General features: G+C 38.3%; 19 protein-coding genes. 4 read left to right on the top strand and 15 right to left on the bottom strand.

All coding sequences use genetic code 11. The annotated features are described in order from the left end of the window. Positions 1-249 precede the first annotated feature (249 nt). The 8 genes from SporoP17a_RS16140 to SporoP17a_RS16095 form a co-directional block, all read right to left on the bottom strand. The gene (locus SporoP17a_RS16140; RefSeq protein ID WP_083035634.1) at positions 250-669 is read right to left on the bottom strand and encodes an RND transporter; all 420 of its coding nucleotides are present in this window, start codon (positions 667-669) and stop codon (positions 250-252) included. A 507-nt stretch (positions 670-1,176) separates the two neighbouring features. Then, complete coding sequence (locus SporoP17a_RS16130) at positions 1,177-1,647, bottom strand: hypothetical protein (protein ID WP_083035632.1); 471 nt, start codon at positions 1,645-1,647, stop codon at positions 1,177-1,179. Positions 1,648-1,786: 139 nt separating this feature from the next. Next, on the bottom strand, positions 1,787-2,266 hold the full coding sequence (locus SporoP17a_RS16125; protein ID WP_083035631.1) for an SRPBCC family protein: 480 nt from the start codon (positions 2,264-2,266) through the stop codon (positions 1,787-1,789). Positions 2,267-2,648: 382 nt separating this feature from the next. Beyond that, complete coding sequence (locus SporoP17a_RS16115; RefSeq protein WP_083035629.1) at positions 2,649-3,077, bottom strand: hypothetical protein; 429 nt, start codon at positions 3,075-3,077, stop codon at positions 2,649-2,651. 159 nt (positions 3,078-3,236) lie between these two features. After that, positions 3,237-3,599: a hypothetical protein gene (locus SporoP17a_RS16110; protein ID WP_083035628.1), complete on the bottom strand. Its 363-nt coding sequence runs from the start codon at positions 3,597-3,599 to the stop codon at positions 3,237-3,239. 214 nt (positions 3,600-3,813) lie between these two features. Continuing rightward, positions 3,814-4,242 (bottom strand): hypothetical protein, encoded by a 429-nt coding sequence (locus SporoP17a_RS16105; protein ID WP_083035627.1) that lies wholly within the window; start codon positions 4,240-4,242, stop codon positions 3,814-3,816. Positions 4,243-4,390: 148 nt separating this feature from the next. Then, on the bottom strand, positions 4,391-4,729 hold the full coding sequence (locus tag SporoP17a_RS16100) for an ASCH domain-containing protein (RefSeq protein ID WP_083035626.1): 339 nt from the start codon (positions 4,727-4,729) through the stop codon (positions 4,391-4,393). 104 nt (positions 4,730-4,833) lie between these two features. Further along, complete coding sequence (locus SporoP17a_RS16095; protein WP_083035625.1) at positions 4,834-5,142, bottom strand: hypothetical protein; 309 nt, start codon at positions 5,140-5,142, stop codon at positions 4,834-4,836. Positions 5,143-5,490: 348 nt separating this feature from the next. On the opposite strand from SporoP17a_RS16095, the gene SporoP17a_RS16090 reads away from it, so the two are divergent. Beyond that, entirely contained in the window at positions 5,491-6,009 is a 519-nt protein-coding gene (locus tag SporoP17a_RS16090) for an RNA polymerase sigma factor (RefSeq protein ID WP_083035624.1), read from the top strand. Next, positions 5,982-6,893: a sigma factor regulator N-terminal domain-containing protein gene (locus tag SporoP17a_RS16085; protein WP_083035623.1), complete on the top strand. Its 912-nt coding sequence runs from the start codon at positions 5,982-5,984 to the stop codon at positions 6,891-6,893. The genes SporoP17a_RS16090 and SporoP17a_RS16085 overlap by 28 nt, the downstream gene beginning before the upstream one ends. Before the next feature lie 493 nt (positions 6,894-7,386). On the opposite strand, the gene SporoP17a_RS16075 is transcribed toward SporoP17a_RS16085, so the two are convergent. The 4 genes from SporoP17a_RS16075 to SporoP17a_RS16055 form a co-directional block, all read right to left on the bottom strand. Beyond that, positions 7,387-7,584 carry a hypothetical protein gene (locus SporoP17a_RS16075; RefSeq protein WP_083035621.1) on the bottom strand — a complete coding sequence of 66 codons (198 nt, stop codon included), beginning with the start codon at positions 7,582-7,584 and terminating at the stop codon, positions 7,387-7,389. Positions 7,585-8,264: 680 nt separating this feature from the next. Beyond that, positions 8,265-10,460 (bottom strand): 5'-nucleotidase C-terminal domain-containing protein, encoded by a 2,196-nt coding sequence (locus SporoP17a_RS16065; RefSeq protein ID WP_167693454.1) that lies wholly within the window; start codon positions 10,458-10,460, stop codon positions 8,265-8,267. Positions 10,461-10,626: 166 nt separating this feature from the next. Continuing rightward, entirely contained in the window at positions 10,627-12,891 is a 2,265-nt protein-coding gene (locus tag SporoP17a_RS16060) for a DEAD/DEAH box helicase (protein WP_083035618.1), read from the bottom strand. Then, the gene (locus tag SporoP17a_RS16055; protein ID WP_083035617.1) at positions 12,884-13,261 is read right to left on the bottom strand and encodes a YppE family protein; all 378 of its coding nucleotides are present in this window, start codon (positions 13,259-13,261) and stop codon (positions 12,884-12,886) included. The genes SporoP17a_RS16060 and SporoP17a_RS16055 overlap by 8 nt, the downstream gene beginning before the upstream one ends. A gap of 201 nt (positions 13,262-13,462) precedes the next feature. Here SporoP17a_RS16055 and recU point away from each other — a divergent pair, with 201 nt between their 5' ends. Both recU and SporoP17a_RS16045 read left to right on the top strand, forming a co-directional pair. Beyond that, positions 13,463-14,074: a Holliday junction resolvase RecU gene (gene recU, locus SporoP17a_RS16050; RefSeq protein ID WP_083035616.1), complete on the top strand. Its 612-nt coding sequence runs from the start codon at positions 13,463-13,465 to the stop codon at positions 14,072-14,074. Between the two features lie 24 nt (positions 14,075-14,098). Then, positions 14,099-16,816: a PBP1A family penicillin-binding protein gene (locus SporoP17a_RS16045; RefSeq protein ID WP_083035615.1), complete on the top strand. Its 2,718-nt coding sequence runs from the start codon at positions 14,099-14,101 to the stop codon at positions 16,814-16,816. 48 nt (positions 16,817-16,864) lie between these two features. On the opposite strand, the gene SporoP17a_RS16040 is transcribed toward SporoP17a_RS16045, so the two are convergent. Genes SporoP17a_RS16040 through SporoP17a_RS16030 form a run of 3 tightly spaced genes read right to left on the bottom strand, consistent with a single transcriptional unit; the run spans position 16,865 to position 18,560 of the window. After that, positions 16,865-17,200, bottom strand: a complete 336-nt coding sequence (locus SporoP17a_RS16040; RefSeq protein WP_083035614.1) for a YpoC family protein — start codon at positions 17,198-17,200, stop codon at positions 16,865-16,867. Further along, the gene (nth, locus tag SporoP17a_RS16035; protein WP_083035613.1) at positions 17,197-17,844 is read right to left on the bottom strand and encodes an endonuclease III; all 648 of its coding nucleotides are present in this window, start codon (positions 17,842-17,844) and stop codon (positions 17,197-17,199) included. Before nth ends, SporoP17a_RS16040 begins: the two co-directional genes overlap by 4 nt. Before the next feature lie 8 nt (positions 17,845-17,852). Beyond that, positions 17,853-18,560 carry a DnaD domain-containing protein gene (locus SporoP17a_RS16030; protein ID WP_083035612.1) on the bottom strand — a complete coding sequence of 236 codons (708 nt, stop codon included), beginning with the start codon at positions 18,558-18,560 and terminating at the stop codon, positions 17,853-17,855. Positions 18,561-18,589 lie beyond the last annotated feature (29 nt).

Genomic DNA, 18,589 nt, shown 5'->3' with positions numbered 1-18,589 from the left:
CTGTACTTCATTAACCCGAAGTAAGGCAATATTAAAGACAGAAGTATCAATGTTGTTGCTAATAATCGAACAATAATAAGGTTTTTATTATCCAATTAACTCCCTCCTTTTCTTAGTATATCTCTAACGGAATGCTTCGTTTGGTGAATACTTTGCTAAGCAAACGCGTCCGTTTGCAGAAATTAATTAGCACATGTTTTGTCACCATTAGCAGATAAGGGTGTTATTAAATCATTAAGATGATTAAGTTTAATTTGTAGTTCTGAAACGTTGAATAAGAAAAGAAATTAAATAAGAAATTATTAAAATCATCCCTATTAAGAAAGCGAAAAGAAGGCCAAATGTGCCTAGAAAACCGACCCATCCAGTCGTGAATGTAAGAAAAAATAATTCATAACAAAAACCAACCAGAATAATAGCAATTGGAATGTTAAACGGGAATAAACGCTTCCAACCTATTGCTAAAGGAACAGAAATGACCAATATGATGATCAAGATAATAATGTGGAGTGATCCCCAACGGAATTCTGCACGAGATTGTGCAGCTTCACCAAAGGAAGGGGTATTATATAGGTCATATAGCGTGAGAATTGCAGTAATAACCGCCGTCAATACCACTAATATGAAAATACTCCAGTTTATAGTTTTCAAGTTAGTTTTATTCTTCATTTAATCCCCCCTAACTTCCTCTCGCACTGTCTTAATCAAGTAAGTTACTAAAGTTTTGGAACGCCAAATGGCCCGATTGAGGCACAGTCCTTTTTCAAAACTGTCCCCGTTAAAAGAGTAGGTTAAAAACCTGGTTTATGTGATTGTAAAAGACCTAAGAATTCTTTCTTTGTATAAACAAATACTTTTGGTTTGGGAGTATTTGCTGTCGAAACCTCATTTTCTAACTGTATGTGATCTACATTTATTTTTCTAATAACGTATATATTCCCCTCGTACTCGCCTTTTCGAAAATTATCCAAGGCAATAAAATTATAAATCGAGTAATATGTGTCCATGTCCATTATTCTAATTTCATTTTCAATGAAATCATCAAAAGCAGCAATACAGGAACTTTTCAACTTCATTTTATTACCAAAAATAAAAATACCTCCTGCTGATTTTTTGAAAATTTGACCCGATTGTGATATAGACGCAATCGCATATAAAACAAAATCCCCCGATAGCTTAATGGAACTTATTTTTCAATTGATGCTCGGATTCAAGTACAATAACTTTTGTTAAGGAAGTTCGGGTAATATTTTTTATATTATCTCCATACAAAAAGTCATCTATCATTTCACTTATTCCATACCATATATCTTGTTCTTCATCTAGGAAATGTTCACGAGCAATTTTATAAATATCATATGCATTTTCAATTGCTATACTAGGATCATCAACAATTTCTCTCAATAAATATCGGACATAATGTCCCGCACTTTCTTCGTAAGAAGGTTTCGCAATGTTTAGCTCATTTATAGCCCTGTTGAAATATTCTTCAACTTCAAAAATATTCAGAGGTTTTATTAGAGAAACAAGTACATTCAGAGAGGGTGTAGACTTTTCATTATGCAACATATAAAAAGCCCACCCAATATAATCAGTAGCCAGTACTTTTCTTTCGAGAATTTTATAATACAAAACTCCAGTATCCATATGCGTACTCCTCATGTTGCTGTATGATTTATAAATTATACACTGTGATCTTTTTCTGTTCTTTGGCCCTTATATGTAACAAGGGCGCGTGTTCTTGCTACACAATCGCACCCTATTGTTGAATATCTTTTTATATTTTTTAACGTTTCATATTAAAAGCATCGCTATAGATTTTACGTAGCTCAGTTGAGTTATCGTGCCACTTAATTGGTTTACCATTGACGATTTGAGCCAAAACATCCAGACATTTATGCCATCCTGCCGCAGTATTAACTGCCCATGAATCATCGTTGAATGTGTGGGTAAAGATCATTCGACACCCTTTATCCTTTTCCTGCAATGAAATGTTTATCAGATCATCAACTTCACGGAAACCAAATAAATATGGTTTTTCTAACTCTGTGATGGTAGCGTTATATGTCGTTCCTTCTCCATCATCGAAGGCAATATTGCCACCCAGTCTGAGATCCATCTCCCCTGTTGCGAAAGGGTACCATTGGGAGAAGTGACTAGGATTTGTAATGACAAGGAAAATTTCTTCTGGATTATGAGGAAAAAATAGTTCGAATCTTAAAGCATAACGACCGTTTAACTCATGTAGTGTACCATTATCATTCATCATTTCATCCTCCATCTTTTAATATAATCTTTATTCCAGATAAGCGCCCGATTACTGAACTTAAGACTTTAATTATCTCTGTGTTTTTTATCCCCTATATACTTCCACGAATGGTATGTTACCCAAAACAAGATTCCATTTAACAGTAAAAGTATGAGAACCATAATAGGATTCTCTACAAAATAATTAGATGCAAAGACAGAAAGACCTACAAAGATAACTATGAATGGAGGGAGCAGAATCCAATACCGTTTATCTTTAAAAGTTTGAAAACTAAACATACAATTCCCCTCCAGTCCGTAATATTTCTTGTTTATCCAACAAAATGGCCCGATTCTGAAGCAATTTTCTGCGACAATCGCGCCCATTTGTTGAAGTTCAATCATTCTGCATGTTGTGGTTCAATTCCACTTTCTTCTACCGATGTGCCTGATACAGTCCACATACTTACTTGTCTTACCACTGTATCTTCAACTGTATATTCATAAACTACTTTTGGCTCACTATCGAAAATTACATGAAGATTTATAACAGGTTCTATTTTAAAGTCGTCTGTATCTGTAATTCCCCATGAATCCATTGGATATTTTTCTTCTAAATGACCTTCTAATACTTCTATGGCTTTTCCAGTTTGTTGCTCTATAATCAAAGGTCTAATTGCTCCTTGATAGATATAACTACAAATTAAAATGATGCCCAATATAACCCAAACAAGCTTCCTAACTTTCTTAGGTAATAGAAAAGTTAACAGACCCACTACAAAAATACATATTGTAATGAGAAATAACCCAATTAAGATTGTTGGTTCCATTTACTACCACACCTTTTACATTTTATTTATATTTACTACTATCCCATAAGAATATAGAAACATTCTTTATTCAACTAACCTGCTCGTTATTTTTTGGATTGATTCCATCAAATGGCCCTTTAACGGCATAACTTTTATTCAAGAATTGCGCCCGATGGCTTAATAACCTTCTACATATTTATTTACGATATCTTTTTTTAGCTTAGGTAATGTTATAAAAATTAGCAGCGTTGGTAATAAAATCACAGCTATATAGCCTAATACTCTATAATCGAAATTAATCAATTCAAACCCAAACATAGTTACTGGGAACATTATGACAATCATTAATAAATACGGGATAACCATTATAGAATATAAGCCTTTTCCCTTTCCGTAACCAAAAAGCGTGCTCCATTTTTCTTCATTCATATTAAAAACTTTTTTCATTGTTATAAAAAGCAACAATAATAATCCAACATAAAGCAATGAGCTAATTACATTTAATGCCATATAGGAAACAACAAATAAGAATATATTCAATGACTATCACCTTTTTCTATAGCTAGATTGAAAGCAGAATGTATACAGTAGTTGCGCCCGTTTGCAATACATTCGTCACTTTTCAAAAATCAAACGTAATTGTTCTTCGTTTTGATATAGTGGATTGCCAGTGATCAATGATAAACTTTGTGCATCATGGTCCGCTAATAAAAGAACGGATTCTTGTTGTATATCAATAAATGCAAAGTTATTTTTATATTGTAATTCGAAGCCCTGTGTAATTAGCCACATGCAATTTTCTTGGGCTAAATGAAACCATTTTGTAAACACTTTTTTTTAATGTTTCTTCGTTTACTATTTTAATTGTGAAAGATGGAACTTCTGCATTGTATGTTTTTTCATTAGACGTTGTTAGAACTGTTCTTCCTGAATCACGATAATAGATTTCAAGTTCTCCGCGATTTAGTAGTATCGAATCCACACAATCCTCGTATCCTTCAAAATGGATATAAAAGGGTAAAACAAAGCAATTTTTTGCAGCTTTTAACATTAGAGCTGCTGTGTATTCTACGTAATCTTCATAAATATCATAATCACCATACACATGAAATTGGTCGTAATCTCCATTTATATATATCCAATCTTGATCTGGTTTTAGATTCTTAAAAATTTCGACATCCACTGTTTATTTCACTCCGATTATTTCTCTAATTATATACTAAGAGTTAAACATAACACTTAAACCAAACGGACATTTCTTCAATAAAATATACCCGATTGAGGCACAGTCCTTATGCAACTAACGCCCCCGTTAGCTCAATAATTCACACTTAATACTCCATCGTAATTGCTAAAGTTCCCCATTCCTTTTCTTGCTCGGGGGTGTATATTTCATACGTTCCATCTATCATTTCTTTTATCGTCCAGCCTTCGCAATCAAAACCTTTAAGGGGAATGTCATTGTACATCTCTTCAAAGGTATCATAAATTTCAAGATTTATTACCTGTACTTTTAGAAATTCGTCTTGTTGTGGAACCTGAATAAATTCTATTACATCCCCGACTTTGATTTGCCTTCTCTTTTCATCGTTCAATCGAACTTCTACTGTCTTTTTTCCTTCTCTAATCGCTTGAAAGTATTCGCCATATAATCCCATCTGATGAACCACTGTACAACACCTCATAAACCCTGTTTTCTCATAGTTTTTCAGCCTTTTTATCCTCCGCAATTTGGCCCTTTAACGGCACAATCCTTATTATAGAATCGCCCCCGCTAACGGATAATGGGAGCAATAATTAACATTATTATAGAGCTTGAAACTAGAATGATGCTCATTCTTTTTGATAGTTTTACATTTTCGTCGCCTTTGTAAAATCCAGAGAACTGCAGTTTGTTTCTATACAAAACAAAAAGAATGAATAGAATAGATACCCCTACTAGCCAAGCACCATTAGAATCATCTACCTTTAGTCCAAAGCCTATATAGATTAATTTCACAAGGCCACTTAATAAACCTCCAATAACTAATAATATAAATGCGATACGAATCATTTCCAAGCCTGCTCCCAATCCTTTTTTCATTTTTTCACCTCTTAAAATATATAATTCCTTTTAAGTACCTTAATTCTCAGAATGGCCCTTTAGCGGCGCTATCTTTATTTAACAATCGCACCCGATTTTTGAATAACGAATTAAACCTTAATACCAAATATACATGACATTTATTATACGGTTTATCGCAACTAATATTATAATAGTTTAGAATTATTATAAAAGATCTCATTTAGAATAAATAATTGTACGGATACTAACCATATGGTTGATGCGACAAATTCAAACTTCTAAATATTTATACAGCTTTTTTAAAATAAAATTTATCTTGTCTACTTTTTCAACATCCCAATCGTTGTATTAATGAGGGGGGAAAATATGAATCAAAAAGACGCGTTCACCTCCTATCTAATTCAAGTTGGAGAGGAAGTGTTTCTATTTTTACGCTCAAAAGGGGCATCAAAGGAAGATGCAGAAGACATTATTCAAAATACATTTTATAAAATTTATTCAATGCTAAGTGACTTGGACGAAAAGAATATTCGCCCGTGGTTTTACCGAGTTGCCCTTAATGAGTTTATTGATTTAAAGCGAAAAAAATTTCAACATAACGTACCGCTTTCCGATGAAATTCAAGCAAAACTAACAAGTGGTAATGCGGATTTTGAACAGCTTTTCAATCAAGATGAAATTATGTATTTGTTGAAAAATGTAAAAGCGGAGCATCGGGAAATTTTTGTATTGAAATATTATTACGATTTATCGTACGAGGAAATCGCCCAATTGCTTCATTTGCAAGTAGATAATGTAAAGAAAAAATTATACAGGGCAAGAAAAACAATTCAGACGGAAGTTGGAGGGATCATGGCATGGATTCATCGATTCAAAAAGCATTAAAAAAAGCGAAATTAAAACATTGGGTTACTATTACTATTATTTCGATAGCAGTTTGCGTCGTTTTACTATTTGCTTTCAACAGATTCGGGAATTATTTATCCGCTCAAAACACCATGCGATTACACGAAAGGCTATTTTTACAACACGATATATCTCAACCAAATGTGGGTATTGATTCTCAGGTAACAGCTAATTCTTCAATGTTTGGCGGCAATATTATTACAAATCGTTCAAAAAATATAGATGGTTATCTAATCCCTTGGAGTATATTAACGAGCTCTTATTCGTGGTTTGGTGCTTCTATTGACCATAATGAACTAATTCCTGGCTTTCACTCAAGTGGGAATAATAATTATGAATACGATAAACAAACGAAACAAAAAGTGGCAACATTTTATCATCCGGCTATTAAAGAATATTACGATGGGGTTCAAAATCAACTCGAAGATGTTGTTCAATTGAAAAATCATGTAGCTGAAGTAGCAATCTCATTTAAGGAACCTTTAACAATGGAACAAGTACGTGAAAACATACCTCAAAATTTAAACGTAGCTTGGCTTTATATGACGTCGAAAATTACCGATGAAGCTCTGGGCCCTTCAGGTTTACCCGTTTATGGTTATGCAGATTCTGAGCTTTCAAAGGAATCCTTCGACATGTTTATTGAAAATCTTAAAAAATATGATGAAAGAGGATCAATGGAAGAAATCAAAAAATATATTGAAGAGAATGAAAACAAACCATTTAACGAGGTTACTATACTGGGTATTATGCTAACAGGCCGAACAGAAAGCTTTAATGAATTACTAGGGAAAGACTTTATTCGAGGAGCATCTGTAGGAGTAACTGCACCAATTGTTCCGTACATCCAACCAACAAAATAATATCTTGATGTATGTAGAAAATAGAAATACAAGCTTTTGTTTTAAATGTCTCTCAATCTATACAATAATAGTGCCAACCAAAACAAGGATTGGCACTATACTCGTTCTAATGATAGACATAATCTGCTTATTCAATAATCTTGGCCCGTTTTCTTAACAGGCGCAAATCCCTGTTCAAGAACTGCACACTTTTGATGGGAAGAGTGAGAAAAATTACAATTCACTCCCGAAATTTACTTGGGTCTTCAATCCTTGTAGACACAACCTCTCCGCAATTCAGGCAGAAGGTCAATATTTTATTCGATCCTAGTGATAACTTTTTGTCTAGTGGCTTCACTGCCATAAAATCCGTACCTTCACTAAATTCAGTACCATTACATTTCGGACATACATTTTTATTCATTCGTAACATCTCCCTTATAGTTAAATAGACAACCCGGCTCATTAAACCAATCTAGAGTGCAACTCTTGTGCAGGAAACGCTCTCGATTCGTTAACCTGTGGAATCAACTTTCTTATTTCTAACGAATCCCCAAATTACTAAACTGATAAAAATTATTGATAGCGATGTGAATATAATTCCATATGCTATTTCTTGATTAGAATAACTTCTATAAGCATACAATGCCCACGTTATGGAGGTAAAAGTTAAGGCTAAAAGTATGAATGGATTAATTTTAACTTTAGGCATTGTCACTCCCCCTAACTTATACCATTTAGTCTGTTTGAAGAATACTATGCCAAGCAATCACGCCCATTATTTAATCGAATACCTACAGCAAAACTTATTACTTTTATGCAGAATTCCTTTGTTTAATTAGTAAATCTGAAACTACAAATGATACTACCGGAACTAAGGGCAACAAAATTATCCAATTTCTGAAACCAAAATAAAGTAAGGGCGCAATAAAAGCAATAACGCCAAAAAATATAGTTAATCTGGATTTTCTCTTTAGCCCGAGAAAAAGAAAAATAAGTGATATACAAATCATTACTCCCAAGAAAACATGTAACAAGACATCCACCCTTTTCAACTTTGCATGGCGTAGTTCGTTGAACAAGCCATCCTCTTATGATCTACTTTATCACAAAATACTTTGTCCCCTCCAACATTTTTAATTATTTCAGAACTATTAAAAACTATTTCAATCGTCAATTAACAAGGACATATAAATTTATATGCCCTTGTTAATTCTTATGTCAATCGCGGTACCCAATCACCAATATGTAGCATCAAAGTGTTAATGCAACGTCAAAAAAGGACGCTAATTCCTATGCGAATTGCGTCCTCATTGGCTATACTTTTTAACGTTTTCTCCTCATGTTCCGAACCCGTTCGTTTACGCTTCAACTCTTTTCAGTGAAAACACATTACGTATTCAAATCAATAATTCGACCTTCAATCTCAGGCTTGACTGTTCCAAGCTTGATCATGTGATCGCGCAAGTTCACCCAATCATCCAAACCAAGATCAGTCACTCGGCCATCTGCATAGGCTTCTCCAAGCACTTCAAAACCATCTCCGCCTCTCGCAGTAAAGGCATTTGTTGTGATCACGTATTCTTTATCCATGTCTACATCTTCGAATTCACCATTCACTTTTACTTGCATAGTCTGAATGCGTTTGCTCACTTCTTTACTGCTATCGAATGTCATTTTCATGCCTGACATATGCAAGAAACCGCCATCTTCATTAGGTGAGTTCCGCACACTATGCTCAAGCGTGTTTTTAATTTCTGCACCTGTCAGTGTAACAAGAGATAATGTATTACCGAATGGAAGTACTTCAATTACTTCTCCAACCGTAACCTGTCCTTTATTCAAATGGTTGCGAATTCCTCCACCGTTTTGCAGGGCAATTACGGTGTTCGGATCGTATTCTTTTGCTTTTTCTAGCATTCCATCCGTTATTAAGTTACCAAGTGCGGTTTCATTCGCACGAACACTTTCTGTTGGATTCTCATCTCCACGACTTCTTGGATTTGGCAGATCCACTTCTAACGTTGCACCGATTTCTTTGCCAAACGTTTCATCGATTTTTCCGGAATATTTGAGAAGTGCTTCCGCTGCTTCTGTGTCATTCTCTTTGTCCTGTAGGCTAATTAATTCACCAGCATGTCCTGTTATGACACCTCGATCATCAAATTGTACGTCTAACGTTCCTAAATGAGTCAAATATTGATCAGCTTGAACTATGACTGTAGGATCTTTGCTTTCCCCACTTGCATTATTATCGACCAGTACCGGTTCTGACAGTTTCGTATGTGAATGCCCGCCCACGATAATATCGATACCTTCAACTGCTTGGGCTAGAAGTAAGTCATTCCCAACAGATGGATCACTGTCAAAACCTAGATGATTTATGGAAATGATTTTATTGATGCCTTGGCTCTCAAAGTACGCTACGGCTTTTTCAGCTGATTCTTTATAATCCAAGAACTCTACGGCTCCTGGACTTGCGACGAATGCTGTGCTTTCAGTCGTCAATCCAAAGATTCCAACCTTTTCACCGTTCACTTCTTTAATTAATCCTTTATGAATTTCTCCTAGTGCTGGCGTACTCGTAAATTCTGTTTCACTTACTAGATTTTTCAGATGGGGGTCCTTAGAGAAATCTATATTGGCACCGATTACAGGGAAATTAGCACCTTTCACAAAATTCGCTAGTGATTGGTGACCATTTTTACTATCACCTAAATCAAATTCATGATTCCCAAATACCATGGCATCCAGACCCATTAAATTCATCAGTTCTAGATCGGCTTGTCCTCCAAACTCTGAGAAGTATAATGTTCCCGAGAACACATCTCCGCCATGGAGAAGCAAGGCATCTGGCTTGTCATTTCGAACTTCTTTAATAGCGGTTATAACTTTCGGCATTTCCGCAACGCGTGCATGCGTATCATTCATATGCATCAATGATAATGTAAAATCGCTTGCTTGTAGCTGATTGGCCCGATGAATGAATGACGAGAATGCGCCCCGTGTAACGGGCTCATTTGGCCTGAAATCATTTAGTTGATCCGTCAATCCAAGATTGGCAAGGATTTGTACACCTCTTCTATGTGACTCGCCTACATTTGATAAATTGATTGTTACTTTCTCACCTGTATCGTATTTCTCAAGATCCAAGGCATTCACTAGTACGTTCGCCATTTGTTGACGTGTAAGAGCGGCTGTTGGTTTGAAATTCCCATTTGAATCCCCTTTAAATACATTCGCATTTGCTAGAGTAGCCATTTCTTTTGCGTAGAAACTATCACCAGAAATATCTTTAAACTTTTTTAATACATCCGCCACATTCGTTGGTTCTTCAAAGTCCCCTAACTTTGCCAAAATTAATGCTGCGTGACGACGCTCGATTGAATGCCCAGGCTTGAACAGATTTTCCGAATAGCCACGAATGACTTGTTGATCCGTCAACGCTTTAATGGCTTCATAATGGGTGTTGTCTTTTGATACATCGGTATACCATTGCTCTGCCGCACTGACGGAACCTCCCGCCAATACAATCGCGCTAGCAACCGCAAATGTTGCACCAAACCTATGCACTTTTCTTTTATTCATCTTTTTACCCCCCACTGTAATAGTCTGATAGTTGTACATATTCATACTACCAGAATATACACCCATTTCGATAGAGTGCCAGTATTTTTTTGGAAGTTTCTGATGCACTTAGCTACTATTTATTTCCACAAAAAAACGAGTCGAAGTGCTTCGCTTCGACTCGTAATTATTTTGCCAATTCTGCTAGCAAGCTATGCGCTCGATGTTTGTTGTTTGTCTGCCCTGCTTCTTGCGCTCCAATACAAACGGGACATCCGTATTCACAACGACATTCCGCCACATGATCGGCTGCAAGCATCAACAAATCTCTCCAGCGGCTGTAAATATTCTCGCTCAACCCAATCCCACCTGGATAACTATCATAAATAAAGAATGTCGGCCGCTCCATATGAATGGCTTTCACTTGCGGTACGACATGGATATCACTGCGGTCACATTTGATGAATAGCGGTACCAACGATTGGATTGCATACGCTGCAGCCGTCATCGCGTCAGTCAAATCGGATTTCTCCCAGCCTTCAGGCACATCGAACGTTAACCACGTGCCTGACGTATGCATTTCTTCAGCAGGCAACGAGATCGGACCTGAACCAATATTGTCATGCGTATCAAATTTAATTTTCTTAAAGATTGTCGGTATGGCGAGTACCGCTAAGTCTCCATAAGCTAGCGTCCGCTCTCCATCTTCCATTCGCTTGTCTTCATTGATGACTTTCAATTCTACTGCAAGATTTGCATCGGTGAAATAATCGACATCGACGACGGTCACGTACGCTTTCTTTTCTTCCCAATCCAGTTCTTCTACTTGATACTGCGTTCCTTGATGTAAATAGATCGCTTCTTCATGCAACAACGTCATCGCACTAAAGCGGTCCATCTCGCCAATGACACGCGTTTCTTTCGGGAATGATTGGTCAATGATGATGACGTTTTCTTGAGAAGCAGAACGTAAACTGATTTCTCCAGCCGGAAAACGATCGGTCATCCAATGCCATTTATCTGATGTTTGTAACAAAACACCTTCACTTTGCAAAAACGCCAGTAGTTCCTGTACTTCAAATTCACCATACGTCTCAGTAGAGCTAAATGGCAGTTCGAATGAAGCACATTTTAAATGATCCATTAAAATTAACATATTATCGGGATGAATATGAATTTCTTCTGGCTGCCGTCCGAGCAAGTATTGCGGGTGTTGAATAATATATTGATCAAGCGGCATCGATTGTGCTACATAGATGATGAGGGCGTCTTCCTGGCGTCTACCCGCCCGACCTGCTTGTTGCAATGCACTCGCAATATTTCCCGGGTAACCTGTCATGATACACGCTTGCAACTGCCCGATATCAATACCCAGTTCCAAAGCGTTTGTGCTGACAACAGTACGAATATCCCCACTTTTCAATCCACTCTCGATCGTTCTACGTTCTGATGGTAAATAGCCGCCACGATAGCCCATGACCGTTTTATCGAATAATTTTTTCTTTGTTAATTCTTTCATATACGTCACGAGCATTTCCACACGCACTCGACTTCTCGCAAAAATGATCGTCTGAATATGCTTTTGATATAAAAATGCACCCAAGTCTCGGACTTCAAGCACTGCACTTCTCCGTATACCAAACACATCGTGGACGATTGGCGGATTATAAAAAACAAAATGTTTCTTGCCGCGTGGTGCTCCGTTTTGGTCAATCAACACCATATCTTTATTCGTCAGATTATCTGCCAATTCCTTAGCATTTGAGATTGTTGCGGACGTACAAATAAAAATGGGGTCACTTCCGTAAAACCGACAAATACGTTGTAATCGTCTTAACACATGCGCCACGTGACTGCCAAACACACCTTTATATGTATGGAGTTCATCGACCACGATATATTTCAAGTTCTCAAACAATGAAATCCATTTCGTATGGTGAGGTAATATGGCAGAGTGAAGCATATCCGGATTCGTTAAAATAATATGTCCCGATTTTCTCACTTTGGTCCGCAAGCCAGGTGCCGTATCTCCGTCGTAGGTATGACTTAAAATCGTTTCGCCACTCGCTTCAATCAAATCATGCAAATCTGCTAGCTGATCTTGAGCCAATGCTTTCGTCGGAAATAAATACAGCGCACGCGAAGATGGATCATCTAAAATCGACTGCAATACCGGCAAGTGGTAGCATAATGATTTCCCTGAAGCTGTCGGAGTTATCGCCGTAATTGAATGACCTTCACGCACTTTGTCAAATGCTTGTCGCTGGTGACTGTATAACTGCGAGATCCCCTTCGTTGCCAGTGCTTTACGAATCGATGCATGCAATACGGGAGGAAACTCTGCCATAACGGCCTCTTGCTCTTTAAGCGTTTCAATGTAGGCGATATTCGGGCCAAAGCGTGAGTCCGCGAATAGTTCTTGAATGATATCGGCTATACTTCGTTTATTCATTCACATCGTCCTCTTCTCGGTCTGCGTTCATTGCGTCCAAAACCGTTTGCAAAGTATAGCGTGCTGCGCGGATCGATAGAATAAAACGCTTCTTTCCAGTCTTTTTGTAGAAAGACTGTACGACGAATTGAGTCATGGAATCTTTTAAAGAATCCACTTGCACTTCATGCACATAGCGTGGCTTTTCCTTTTGTATCCACACCTTCATCTCTTCGGCCCACTGCGCAATCGCCTGATGGCTAACGTCGGCATACGGCTTCACTTCTTCAAAGAAATCCGGTTCATGATCCGTCTCTCTCATATGATAAAATCGCTGTTCACATTCATCACAAATCGTCAGCAATAACTTTGTGTCTTCTATCTTGCTCATGTATATAAAACTCCTTTAGTATTCATTGTAATAAAACACCTTATCCTTCATTTTATCAGATATTCAACTACAGCTCCACTTTCTACGAACAAACATTCCAAGCCGTCACCAATTTGACTACTTTCAACGCATGGGAAACTTTCTTTTTGGTAACTCGTCTAATAGTCGGTATGATATGATGTAGAGTACGAGGTGGTCACATTGGCGATACGTTATCCAAACGGAAAAAAGTTCAATCCTTCCGTGTCTTCTACGAAAAAGAAAACGTATGACTACTCCTTTAGTAATCGGGGTAAATCATTAGAAGACGAACTCAACGACACAAATGAATACTATTTGGCACATGGTCTTGCCGTCATCCATAAAAAGCCGGTTCCCATACAAATCGTCAATGTCCGCTATCCTGCAAGAAGTGCTGCGGTGATCACAGAAGCGTATTTCCGTACACCTTCGACAACGGACTATAATGGGGTATGGAATGGATATTATGTGGATTTTGAAGCAAAGGAAACGAAAAATAAAACTTCATTGCCACTGCAAAATATTCATTTGCATCAAGTGCAGCATATGAAGCAAGTAATCGACCAATCCGGACTTGCTTTTTTTATTGTCAATTTCACAGTATTGGATCGATATTTCTTACTGCCTTTCGAGGAATTTTATCCTTTATGGCAACGCATGGAAGATGGCGGAAGGAAGTCCATTACGTTATCTGAAATAGAAGAACGATCGATCGAAATCAATACCGGTTTTCACCCTCGGCTAGATTATATACAAGCCGTGGCGGATTGGATCAAGCACAAGAAAGATTAATGAAAGCGAAAGGCAGGAAATATGATGAGTGATAACATAAACTCGAGAACGGAAAGAAGAAAGAGACAAGTGACGGAGCAACCAAAGCGTCCTCAGAAAAAGCTTCCTAACGAACTATGGAAGAAGATTCTTCTAGGTATCGCAGCCCTTTTCCTTTTAGTGCTAGTTGGCGGAGCTTCCTTATTTGCTTATTACGCAAGTACAGCACCTGACTTAGATGAAGAGTTACTGAAAGATCCCCTCACCTCTAACTTCCTAACAAAAGACGGCGATATATTCATGAAGTTCGGTGCAGAGAAACGGGAATTTGTGCCGTATGAGGAAATTCCAGAACAAATGAAAGATGCGATACTAGCTACCGAAGACATTCGTTTCTTCAAACATGGTGGAATCGATTTTTATCGTCTTGGCGGCGCCGTTATTGCCAACTTCCGTAGCGGATTTGGTTCTCAAGGTGCATCCACATTAACACAGCAAGTCATCAAAAATTCATTCTTGAAAAATGAAAAAACATTGAAACGGAAAGCACAAGAAGCTTGGCTTGCGCACAAATTAGAAAAAGAATATACAAAAGAAGAAATTTTCGAGATGTACTTCAATAAAGTTCTCATGTCCGGTACACGCTACGGGATCGGCACAGGTGCAAATTTCTTCTTCGGTAAAAAAGTAGACGAACTAAACTTACCTGAAATGGCCATGCTAGCAGGCATGCCACAGTCTCCAAACGGCTATAATCCGTTTAAACATCCAGAACGTGCAGAAAAGCGCCGGAATATTGTTCTCACACTGATGGAACGTCACGGCAAAATTTCCACCGCTGAAATGAATGAAGCAAAAAAAGTTCCAGTCACTTCTACTCTATTGGCTGAAGAAGACCGTGAAGTGTTCGGCAAATATCCTGCGTATGTAGATGCGGTATTGGATGAAATCGAAGAAGCTGGTTTCACCGATCTTCTATCTGAAGGAGTTACCGTACAAACTGCTTTGGATCCGAAAGTACAAGAAACAGTAGAAGCCGCAATCAATGATCCAAGCTATTATGAATCAGATGAAATGGAAGCCGGTATGACGGTGTTGGATACAAAAACAAGTGCGATTGTTGCTATTGGCGGCGGACGGAATTATTCGGGACGAAACTTGAATTTTGCTGAAATCAAACGTGCACCAGGTTCTAGTATTAAGCCCATTTTATCGTATGGCCCAGCAATTGAAGAACTAGATTGGTCCACAGGTCAAAAGGTAGTAGATGAACCTTACAGCTATACAGATTCAGGTAAATCCATCGGTAACGCAGATGGTGATTTCCTTGGAACATTAACTATGCGGCAGGCACTGTATTGGTCCAGAAACATACCTGCAGTGAAGACCTTTGAAGAGGTAGGACCGAAGAAAGCTGAAGCCTTTGCTAAGAAACTTGGGTTTACGTATGATGCGATAAATTCAAACAATGCACTTGGTGGCGGGGAAGAATTCTCAACAGTGCAAATGGCGGGTGCTTATGCCGCTTTCGGTAATGGTGGTATTTACACAAAACCCCATGCTGTGAAAAAGCTAATTTTGCGTGACGGCAAAACAGAAAAGAATTTACGTCCGGACCCTGTAACCGCAATGAAAGATTCCACAGCTTACATGATTACAGATGTATTGCGTGATGTACTTACCGAGTATAAAGCGACAGGAAGACGAGCAAATATCGACAATATGGATATTGCCGGAAAAACAGGTACAACCAATTATTCTGCTGAAAAAATGAAAAAAGATAATATGGAAAGTCACTATGTACCCGATACATGGTTCACAGGTTATACAACTGAGTACACCATTTCTACATGGGGCGGTTACGGAGATTTCTCTCCGATTAAAACGTATGACCAAGGACGCTATGTACCACAAAATCTTTTCAGAACTGTTATGAGTAGCATCGCAAAAGACCCAGGTACATTCGTTCAACCAGACTCAGTCGAAGAAGCGGCAATTGTCAAAGGTAGCGACCCTATCATGCTTGCCAGTTCATTTACGTACAGTAATAACGTCAGTAATGAATTATTTGTCCGAGGTACATTACCCAAAAAAGCGTCGATTCCTGAAAAAATTTCCATTCCAAGTCCGGATGGATTGACTGCACATTTCGATGCGAATTCCAATGCGGTTCAATTACAATGGAATTACGATGTGCCGAATAAATACAGCAGTCTCGGAAGCCCTACATTCAACGTCAGTGTCTCTGTTGACGGTGGTGGTGCACAAAACATCACGACGACTTCTGATAAACAAACGACATACTCTGGCGTGGAATACGGTAAGAATTACACATTCCATGTAAGTGCCAACATGGGTGGCTATACAAGTGGTTCGGCTACCACTTCCCTTTTGATCAAAGGTGCTGATGAACCAGTCATTGAAGACGAACCGATCGTTGAACCCGATGAAAATTCAGATGATCAAAATAATAATGAAGATGAGCCATCAGATACTGACTCAGATAACGACAATGAATCCGATAATGAAGAACCAGGTCAATCGGATCAAGACGATTCGAACAATCAAGATGGCAATAACTCCACTAATGACCAGAACAACCAAGACCAGAATCCGAATCAAGGCCAAGGTCAAGGGCAAGGCCAGTCTAACCAAGGTCAAGGAAATCAGGGGAACCAAGGTAATCAAAGCAATCCAGGACAAGGACAAGGACAAAACTCTAATGATGGCGGCGATACGTCATCTGATTCCTCTTCCAATTAAAAAAGAGCGATTTTACACGCAAACTACGTGTAGAATCGCTCTTTTTATTTAGTGTTGAACGCGTAATCGCGCTGCTTTCTTTTTCATTTCATCATATAACATGGTCAATTGAATGACAGCATAATGACTGCTTTTTTGATGTTTGATGAATTCAATTCGTTCCTCGTAATTATTTGGTGCAAGTACGTGATGCAGTTTACCTGTGTGAGGATTTTCCACCTGTTCACTTTGCTCGATTAACAACTCGAGCTGAATGATGGCCGGCTGTATTACATCCAATTTACGCGAATCATTTACAGCGTATGCTTTTTCCACCTCAGGCTTTTGCTGTTCCCATATATCGAGTACTTGCTGTACGTTTTCCTTTAATTGTTCGTAGGTCATTTCGCTTTCATCCTTTTTTGGCCTTCGCGGCATAAATCCAGTAACGGACACTCTGGACAGTTGGGATTTTGCGCTTTGCAATGATAGCGACCGAAGAAAATCACTTGATGATGAGTCTGTGTCCACTTTTCCATTGGCGTCCAACGCATAATTTTTTCTTCTACATCAATCGGACGATCTTTCCAGCGATTCATACCTAGTCTTTTTGCTACACGTTCGACATGTGTATCGACAGCTAATGCCGGCACGCCGAACGCATTCGACACGACGACATTGGCTGTTTTCCTACCCACGCCCGGCAATGTCATCATGACATCTCGATTAGGAGGTACTTCTCCACCAAACTCTTCAATCAATCGGAGGCTAAGCGCTTGGATGTTTTTTGATTTATTTCGGAACAAACCGATCGAACGTATATCTTGCTGTAATTCCTCAATGGGTACGGCCAAATAATCTTCCGGTGTTTTATACTTCTTAAACAGTTCTGCAGTCACCCGGTTGACTAATACGTCCGTACATTGAGCGGATAATAAGGTCGCAATCAGTAATTCAAAGGCATTCTTATGAACGAGTTCACAATGCGCTTCAGGAAACATCTCATCGAACGTTTGCAGGCATGTTTGCCACTGTGTTTTTGTCAGCATGGTTTCACCTACTCCCGTTCTTCGAGCCAATTATAGAAAGGCACATCTTTAATCGCCGCATTCAACTGCGGTGTGGTCGCTACCGTTGTTGGTCGAAACGCTTTAGTTTGTTTTTCTACATCGCGCATCGTTTTAACGTTTTTCTTTTTCCATTCAAATAGAATTCGGTCTATATAGCGCAAACTCATTTTCTGTGCTAATACGGCTTCTCTTAATGCCGCGCGAATGATTTCCGTTGAATGGCCATCTTTATCAATCCACATCCCGATGGTTTCAAATTCCATAGGGGACAAGAAGCGGCCGAATTCTTGCTCGAACAACGAGAAGATTTCTCCCTCTTCTTGCTTGACTACTTCTTCTTCGGTTTCCATCGACTGTTTTTCGACTTCATCGATCAATCGACTCCATAACGGATAAAAAGAAAATTGCTCATGCAATACTTTATTTTCATCGGTACTTTGCTCAATAGAAAATAATCCTTTTTGCATCATACGTTGTAGGCAATTCGTTACCTCTTTCTCTTGTAGTTGCATACGATTCGCAATATCGGTAGGGGTCGGGAAATAGTTCCCCGCTTCCTGAAATGCGATTAAATGCAATAATACCATGGCGTCACTATCTGAAATCAGCAGTTGTTTATAATGTTGAAAAAAGAGCTGAGAAATAGACACATTTCCCTGCTCCATCCAAATTTTCAGCCGCTCATCTTGTTGCATAGTTGAAACTTCCTCTCATCAGCAACTTG

This window comes from Sporosarcina ureae (assembly GCF_002082015.1).
GTDB classification, from domain to species: domain Bacteria; phylum Bacillota; class Bacilli; order Bacillales_A; family Planococcaceae; genus Sporosarcina; species Sporosarcina ureae_A.
Note: the sequence above shows the minus strand (reverse complement) of the source record. Positions and strands in the feature narration are given on the sequence as shown.